Origin of the sequence: Actinomadura alba, from assembly GCF_014323705.1 — a bacterium.
Lineage (GTDB): Bacteria > Actinomycetota > Actinomycetes > Streptosporangiales > Streptosporangiaceae > Actinomadura_C > Actinomadura_C alba.
In genome coordinates, this window is the sequence record NZ_JABVEC010000075.1 from 1 (window position 1) to 8069 (window position 8069).

The window sequence follows — 8069 nt, forward strand, 5'->3', positions numbered from 1 at the left end:
GTTCGCCAGGGTCATCTCGGTGGCCGACGCCTTCGACTCGATGACCTCCACCCGGTCCTACCGTGACGCCAGGCCCATCGACCAGGCGGTCGCCGAGTTGCGCAGGTGCGCGGGGAGCCATTTCGACCCGGCGATCGTCGACGCGTTCCTCAGGGCCCTCGACGCCAAGGGCTGGGAGCCGCCCAAGCCGGTCACGCTGCCCGAGGACGACACGGTCGAGACCACACAGCAGGACCACGACGACCCGTCCGTGCCGCTCCGGGTCGCCGGCGGCGAAGGCACTCGCTGGTGAGGGGCGGGCTGATGGGGACCACGCGGCCCGTTGCCGCGGCGACGCCCGTCGCCGCCGTGCGCGCATCGGCTCCCCGCCGGATCGGAACGCCATGAGCGTCGCGGGAGGACGGTCCGAACGGGCGCCCTGGCAGACGATCGACTCGGGCCAGCTGCTCCTGATCGCGAGTGCGGGCCTGCTGGTGCTGATCGCGATCACGCAGGTCTCCGCCGTGGGGCTGGAGCGGCCGAAGACCGCAGTGATCTTCGGTGTGCTCATCGCCATCGGTGAACTGCTGCGCATGGTCATGCCGGGCAACCGCGAGGTCGCCCCCATCGCCACGGCCGGCGTGCTGGGCTACGGAATGCTGCTCAGCGTGGGCACCGAGCACGCGACCCACTCGGCCCTGCAGGTGGTCGCGGTCGCCGCGGTCGGGATGCTCGTCGGCTCGCTTCCGCACGTCGCCGTGGGCCGGTCGCCCCGGCTCGACGCGATGGCCCGGCGGCTGCTGGCCACGGGGCTGGTGGCGTTCCTGTTCCGGCCGGTGGCCGACGCGTCGTTGCGCGAGGTCTGGTGGGCCGTCCTCGCGCTCATGGCGGCGTTCGTGATGCTCTCGTGTCTCGTCGACATCTCGCTCGCCGCGATGATCCGGGCCGAGGCCGTCCGGGCCAGGTTCGGCATCGCCGTCCGGGACGAGATCGGGGCCAACCTCGGGCTGTGCGCGGCGACCGGCGCGACCGGCATGCTGATCGCGGTCGCCACGTCGGTGATGGGACTGGCCGCGCTGCTGGTGTTCACCGCGCCCATCCTCGTGACCCAGGTGGCCTTCCGCCGCTACGCGGGCATCCGGGCGACCTACCTGCAGACCGTACGGGCTCTGTCCCGGGTCACCGAGGTCGGCGGCTACGTCGAGACCGGGCACTCACGGCGCGTGTCGCAGCTGTCGGTGGCCACGGGACGAGAGCTGGGCATGGCCGAGCCCGAGCTGCTGGAGCTGGAGTACGCCGCGCTCATGCACGACATCGGGCAGTTGTCGCTCGGCGACCCGATCCCGGGCGGGGCGACCGTGCTCGCCTCACCCGCCGATCAGCGGCGCATCGCCGAGCTCGGCGCTGAGGTGATCAAGCAGACGGGGGTGCTCGACCGGGTGGCCGAGATCGTGCGCCGCCAGTCCGACTCCTACCGCGTCGTACGGGCGGCGGACCACGGCGAGATGACGGTCGCGCCGGTCGGCTCGGACCGGGACTCGGAACGAGACTCCGACCGGGACTCGGACCGGAACACCGTGCAGCCGCTCGCCAGCCGCGTCATCAAGGTCGCCAACGCCTACGACGACCTGGTCGGGGACTCCGCCGACCGGGACCGCTCGGCGGCCGTGCTCGAACGGCTCCGGCTGGACTCCATCGCGGAGTACGACCCCACGGTGGTCGAGGCCCTCGGACGGGTGGTCGAACGGAACATCGCGCTCCGTCACTAGGCCGGCTCATCGCGGCCTACGAGGTGCTCATGTGCACCGACAAAGTCCAGATCGCAGTTTTGTCGGGCGGCGGGGTCGGTTTCCGGTGACCTCTCGCACTAGTCTCAGCACTTTCGGTCGCCGGTGAGGGTGCGGCCCCCCTGCCGGGGGAATGAGAACGGCACATTCAGCGAAGGGGGTCCGTGAGGTGTTCGAGTCGGTGCTCGTGGCCAACCGCGGTGAGATCGCGAGCCGGGTGATCCACACCGTGCGGAAGATGGGGCTCAAGGCCATCGCCGTTTACTCGGAGGCCGATGCCGACCTTCCGTTCGTGGGTCAGGCCGACGAGGCGATCCTCATCGGGCCGCCGGATCCGCGCCGCAGCTACCTTGACATCGACGCCGTGCTCGAGGCGGCCAAGCGCACCAACGCGCGCGCGATCCATCCCGGCTACGGCTTCCTGGCCGAGAACGCCGACTTCGCCCAGCGCGTCATCGACGAGGGTCTCGCCTGGGTCGGCCCGCCGCCACTGGCCATCGCCCGGATGGGCGACAAGATCAATGCACGTAACCTCATGATGGACGCGGGCGTACCGGTCGCCTCGGGCACCTGGGAACCGGTCCCCGACGTCGAGGCCGCCATCGAGGAGGCTCGGCGCCTCGGTTATCCCGTCATGGTCAAGGCGGCCGGCGGTGGCGGTGGCATCGGCATGGGCGCCGCGTTCGACGAGGCGGCGCTGCGCAAGGCCTACGAGACCGCTCGCCGTGCCACGGAACGCTTCGCCGGCTCGGCCGGCCGGCGATCCGGTGCGCCGAGCAGAGACCCGGGCATCCTGCTGGAGCGCTACATCGAGCACGCTCGCCACGTCGAGGTGCAGATCCTCGGCCTGGCCGACGGCACGGTGGTGGCGCTCGGCGAGCGGGACTGCTCGGTGCAGCGGCGGCACCAGAAGGTCGTGGAGGAGACGCCCTCCCCGGGCGTGCGGCCCGAGCTGCGGGCCCGGATGCTCGAAGCGGCCGTACGGGCCGGTGAGGCGGTCGGCTATCGCGGCGCCGGAACGGTCGAGTGCCTGGTCGACCCGGTCGCCCAGGACTTCGTGTTCCTCGAGATGAACACCCGCCTGCAGGTCGAGCACCCGATCACCGAGATGGTCACCGGCGTCGACCTGGTCGAGCAGCAACTCCTCATCGCGGCGGGCGAGGAGGCCGCCTACGGATCCGGGCCCTCGGGGCACGCGATCGAGTTCCGGATCTACGCCGAGGACCCCGAGCGCTTCTTTCCGAGTCCGGGCGAGATCAAGGTCTGGGAGGAGCCGATGGGCGAGGGCATCCGCATCGACGCGGGCTACGCCGAGGGCAACACCGTCACGCCGTTCTACGACCCGCTCCTCGCCAAACTGTGCGTGTACGGCGCCGACCGCGCCGCCGTGCTGGAGCGGGCCCGGGCGGCCGTGGAGGTCTTCCGCATCGAGGGCCTGAAGTCGAACCTGCCGTTCTTCACCGAACTGCTCGACGACGCCGAGTTCGCGCAGGGCACCTACGACACGGGGCTCGTGGCGCGGATGCGCGCATCCTGAACCGAGAAGTCCGCAACGGTGCCGGACGCGGGGTCGGACGGCCGTTCATAGAGAGGAACCGTGATGGCCGAGGTCCGCGCGGAGATGGTCGCGAACGTGTGGAAGGTCGTCGTCTCCGAGGGCGACGCGGTCGAGGACGGAGACACGCTGGTCATCCTCGAGTCGATGAAGATGGAGATCCCCGTGCTCGCGGAGGACGACGGGGTCATCGCGACTCTCAAGGTGGCCGAAGGCGACGTCGTCCAGGAGGGCGACCTCATCGCCGTCATCGAGTAGCAACCGCTGCCGGTCCGACCGGCCGCGCCCGGCACCGGGCCGGGCGGCCGCGGGCCGGTCACAGAGGCATGAAGCGGTCGCGGAAGCCGGCGGCGTCGAAGGTGCCGCCGAAGGCGGGGGACAGGCCCTCCCTGGCGGCGCGCAGGAACTCGTCGGGGGCGAGGTCGCCCGCTCCGGCGGGCAGCGCTCCGCCGAGCGGTCGGGCGGAGATGGTCTCGAGATCCCGGATGTTGGCGCGCATGGCCAGGTCCGGATCGGCCGGCCAGCTGCCGATCACTATTCCCGCGAGCTCGACGCCACGGCCGGCCATCGCCTCCAGCGTCAGCGCCGTGTGGTTGAGCGTGCCGAGGTCCGGGCGGACGACGACCACCATCGGCGCACCGAGCCGATGGGCGAGATCGGCGATCGTGGCGCCCTCGTCGTCGTAGCGGACCAGCAGCCCGCCCGCCCCCTCGACGAGGACGAGCCGGTGGGTCTCCGCGAGCTCGCCGATCCGGTCCGCGGCCTCGGCCAGGTCCACCGGCGGAAGGCCCGAGCGCCGGGCCGCGGCGGCGGGGGAGAGCGGGTCGGGATAGCGCCCGTACTCGTGCAGCTCGCCGACACCCGCCAGCCGGCCCACGTCGGCCAGGTCGCCGGCCTCATCCGGATGCGCGCCGGTCTGCCCCGGCTTCACCACGGCGACGGGCGTTCCTCGGGCGCGACCGAGCGCCGCGAGTGCCGCCGTGACGACGGTCTTGCCGACTCCTGTGCAGGTACCGGTCACCACGAGGACGCTCACGGTCGGCAGAGTAGCGTGCGCCGCCGTGGTGCGCGTGGTGCGGCCGTGGCCATGCCCGGCACCCGGCCGGAACCCGCCGGGTGCCGGCCGCGTCCACCTGTGCTGCCGGGCATGCGGATAAGCTCACTCAGCGTGAGCGTCTTCGTACTCGTCGCAGCGGCCTTGACCCTGAGCTGCGGGTCGGCTCCCGTATCACAGGTGGACCCGTACGGTGAGCCGTCCGGTTCCACGGTGCCGTCCGGTGCCACGGGCGTGCCCACCGATCAGCTCGTGCTGAGGTGGCGGCTGACCGGTGGCGTGGCCGGCCGCGGCGCTCCCGGCACGGTGCCGGACTTCTCGCTGTACGCCGACGGGCGTGCGATCGTGCCGGAGCGGGGCGAGACGTCCCCGAGGTTCCGGGAGTACCGGCTCACGATGGCCGCGTTGCAGCGTGCCGTCGAGGAGGCCAGGACCATCGGTCTCGACCGGCCGCGCAGGCAGGAGCAGTCCGGTGTCGCCGACGTCTTCACCCTCACGATCTCCTTCGGGCGGGCTGAGACCAGCGTCGACGTGTACGGCGACGGCGAATCCGACCCGGCCGTCCGCTTCGCGCGAGAGAGCCTGGACCCCGCCCGGTGGCCTGCGGGCGACCAGGCCGTCCCCGCGCGCCGGTACGAGCCCGAACGCCTCGCGGTGATGGCGTGGGTGGCCGACCGGACGGACGGCGAGCGGACGAGCGCGCAGTGGCCGTTCGGCCGGATCGACCAGGGCACGCGTGTCCTGGGCGCCCAGTGCACGGTCATCAGCGGATCCGACGTCCGGCGGGCGACGAGGCTCCTCGAGGGCGACCGGCCCGACGCGCGGCGGTGGATCAGCGGCGGCAGGACCTATGCCGTACGCGCCCGCCCGCTGCTGCCGGACGAGCGCACCTGCGCCGATCTCACCTCGTAGAACCGGTCACCGGCCCGTTGCCGGGCCCTGCCTCGCCTCGCCTGGCCTCGTCTCGTCTCGTCTTGGGGCGCGGGCTATCCGGGATGGCGGCGCAGCCGGGTGATGAACTTGTACCGATCGCCGCGGTAGAGCGACTGGGCCCACTCGACCGGCGCACCCTCGGTGTCGAAGGCGTGCCGGGACAGCAGCAGCATGGGCAGCCCGACGTCGACGGAGAGCAACTGCGCGTCGTGCGGGGTGGCCAGCACGGTCTCGATCGTCTCTTCCGCCTCTGCCAGATGGACGTCGTAGGCGGTGGCGAGCGTCTCGTACAGGGACCGGTGCCGTGAGAGCTCCTTACGGAGCCCGGGAAACCGGCGGGCGGGCAGGTGGGAGGTGTCGATCGACATGGGCTCACCGTCGGCCAGCCGGAGCCGGTGGATGCGCAGCACGCGGCCGCCCGGCCGGATTCCCAGCAGGCCCGCCAGGCGCTCGTCGGCGCTGACATAGCCGATGTCGAGGATGCGGGTCTCCGGATGCAGACCGTGATGCCGCATGTCCTCGGTGTAGCTGACGAGCTGCAGCTCCTGTGAGACCTTCGGCTTCGAGACGAACGTGCCCTTGCCCTGGATCCGTTGCAGCCGGCCTTCGACGACCAGTTCGGCCAGCGCCTGACGCACAGTCGTACGAGAGGTCCCGTAATGCTCCGCGAGCGTTCGCTCGGGCGGCAACGGGCTGCCCGGTGCGAGCGACTGGGTCAGCTCGATCAGGAGTTCTTTCAGCCTGTAGTACTTCGGGATCCTGGGGCCCTGCAAGGAGGAGGCCAGCCCGAAGTCCCCCATAGGTGCCCGCTCAGCCGTCACCAAGTCTCCTCACGTTCACCGGCGGTTGACCCCGATGTTAAGCAGAGTACGGGTCGAGCCCGTCTCTGACCTCCCCCAAAGCCCGTCCGATCCCTGTGAGTTCCGCCTCTGCGGGAAGGCCACGGGAGCGATCCGCGGGCCGGTGCGCTCCCGGGCGCCGGTGGCGAACGTGTTCCGCCCACCCGGACGCCGCCTCCCGCGCCGACCCGGGCCGGCGCTCCGGTCATGTGTCATTGCCGCATCATCGCAGGGTGAGGGCCCTGCGATGATGGTCCCGTGCCCACATTGACGGATCTGGTCCGGAACCAAACCGACCTCGACGACACCGACCTGGAATGGCTGCACGCCTTGGTGTCCGATTGGCAGTTGCTCGCCGATCTGTCCTTCGCCGACCTGGTGCTCTGGGTGCCGGTGCGGGGCACCGCCGCCGACGCGGTGCCGGGCTGGCTGTGCGTCGCGCAGATGCGGCCGACGACGGGCCCCACGGCCTATCCCCAGGACCTGGTCGGAAAGGTCGTACGCAACGGGCGGCGCGGGCTGATCGATGTCGCGTGGCGCGAGCGGCGCATCGTGCGCGAGGGCGATCCCGAATGGGGCAGCGGCATTCCGGTCCGCGAGGAGTCCATTCCGGTCCGCCGAGGCGACAAGATCCTCGGCATCATCCAGCGGAGCACCAACCTCAGCTCGGCGCGGACGCCGTCCAGGCTGGAGCTGACCTACCTGCAGAGCGCCAGCGACCTCGCTCAGATGATCAGCGATGGGCGGTTCCCGGCGCCGGACGCGGCGGCCAACCTCGTACGGTCGCCACGGGTCGGTGACGGGCTGCTGCGGCTCGATCAGGCCGGGGTCGTCACCTATGCCAGCCCCAACGCGCAGTCGGCCTTCCGGCGGCTCGGGCTCGCGACCGATCTGGTCGGCACCTCCCTCGGCGAAACGGCGGCGGCGCTGAGCCATACCGGGGAGCCGCTGGAGGAGTCCCTGGTCGTCTCGCTCAGCGGTCGCGCGCCCCGCGAGGTCGAAGTGGAGTGCAACGGCTCGGTCGTGCAGTTGCGGATCATCCCGCTGCTGGTCAACGACACGAGGATCGCCGCGATCGCCCTGCTCCGCGATGTCACGGAACTGCGCTGGCGGGACCGGGAGCTGATGTCCAAGGACGCCACGATCCGGGAGATCCACCACCGGGTGAAGAACAACCTGCAGACCGTGGCCGCGCTGCTGCGGCTGCAGGCGCGCCGGCTGCAGGTCCCGGAGGCCCGGGACGCGCTGGACGAGGCCGTACGGCGGGTGGGCTCGATCGCGATCGTGCACGAGACCCTGTCGCACACGCCAGAGGAACTGGTCGACTTCGACGACATCGCCGACCGTGTGATCACCATGGCTGGGGAGGTGTCGTCCCCCGAGGCCCAGGTCACGCCCAAGCGGACCGGCAGCTTCGGCGTGCTGCCCTCAATGATCGCTACGCCGCTGGCCATGGTGCTCACCGAGCTGCTGCAGAACGCGCTGGAGCACGGGCTCCCCCAGCGCGACGGCCTGCTGGAGGTGGTGGCGTCGCGCGGCGAGGAGCGGCTGTCGGTGGTCGTGGCCGACGATGGCCGTGGGTTCCCGATCGACTTCGACGTGGAGTCCGCGACCAGCCTGGGCCTGCAGATCGTCCGGACCCTCATCGTTGGGGAACTGGGCGGCAGCCTGGAGTTCCAGCCCCGCCCTGGTGGCGGCACCGAGGTACACCTGGATCTCCCCCTGGACCACGCGCTCCGCCACGACTGACCTGCGTCGCCGCAGTCGTCCCTCGGTCGCTCCGGCGCAGCTCGATCTCTATCCGTTACCGAAGAGGCCCGCGAGGGGCGCGGCGTCGGCTGGACTGAGGGAGCGAGGAACGAGCGACCGAACGACGAGGGAAGCCGGCGCCTCCAAGCGCCCCGAGCCGCCGCGCCGGAGGC

At 71.4% G+C, this 8069-nt stretch carries 8 protein-coding genes; 6 read left to right on the forward strand and 2 right to left on the reverse strand.

The annotated features are described in order from the left end of the window. The 4 genes from HKK74_RS38680 to HKK74_RS38695 form a co-directional block, all read left to right on the forward strand. Positions 1–292 (forward strand): HD-GYP domain-containing protein (locus HKK74_RS38680; protein WP_376771595.1); only part of this gene is annotated, 292 nt, incomplete at its 5' end. Between the two features lie 91 nt (positions 293–383). Beyond that, complete coding sequence (locus tag HKK74_RS38685) at positions 384–1748, forward strand: HD-GYP domain-containing protein (protein ID WP_187248410.1); 1365 nt, start codon at positions 384–386, stop codon at positions 1746–1748. Between the two features lie 187 nt (positions 1749–1935). Next, positions 1936–3303, forward strand: coding sequence for an acetyl-CoA carboxylase biotin carboxylase subunit (locus tag HKK74_RS38690; protein ID WP_187248411.1), 1368 nt, complete (start codon positions 1936–1938; stop codon positions 3301–3303). Positions 3304–3366: 63 nt separating this feature from the next. Beyond that, positions 3367–3579, forward strand: a complete 213-nt coding sequence (locus HKK74_RS38695) for a biotin/lipoyl-binding carrier protein (RefSeq protein ID WP_187248412.1) — start codon at positions 3367–3369, stop codon at positions 3577–3579. A gap of 58 nt (positions 3580–3637) precedes the next feature. On the opposite strand, the gene bioD is transcribed toward HKK74_RS38695, so the two are convergent. Continuing rightward, positions 3638–4357, reverse strand: coding sequence for a dethiobiotin synthase (bioD, locus tag HKK74_RS38700; RefSeq protein ID WP_187248413.1), 720 nt, complete (start codon positions 4355–4357; stop codon positions 3638–3640). A 132-nt stretch (positions 4358–4489) separates the two neighbouring features. Here bioD and HKK74_RS38705 point away from each other — a divergent pair, with 132 nt between their 5' ends. Next, positions 4490–5287: a hypothetical protein gene (locus tag HKK74_RS38705; protein ID WP_187248414.1), complete on the forward strand. Its 798-nt coding sequence runs from the start codon at positions 4490–4492 to the stop codon at positions 5285–5287. A 74-nt stretch (positions 5288–5361) separates the two neighbouring features. Here the strand turns inward: HKK74_RS38705 and HKK74_RS38710 are convergent, their stop codons facing one another. After that, complete coding sequence (locus HKK74_RS38710) at positions 5362–6108, reverse strand: GntR family transcriptional regulator (RefSeq protein WP_187248416.1); 747 nt, start codon at positions 6106–6108, stop codon at positions 5362–5364. Between the two features lie 297 nt (positions 6109–6405). Between HKK74_RS38710 and HKK74_RS38715 the strand changes: the two genes are divergently transcribed. Beyond that, positions 6406–7896, forward strand: a complete 1491-nt coding sequence (locus HKK74_RS38715; RefSeq protein WP_187248415.1) for a sensor histidine kinase — start codon at positions 6406–6408, stop codon at positions 7894–7896. The last annotated feature ends 173 nt before the right edge of the window (positions 7897–8069 follow it).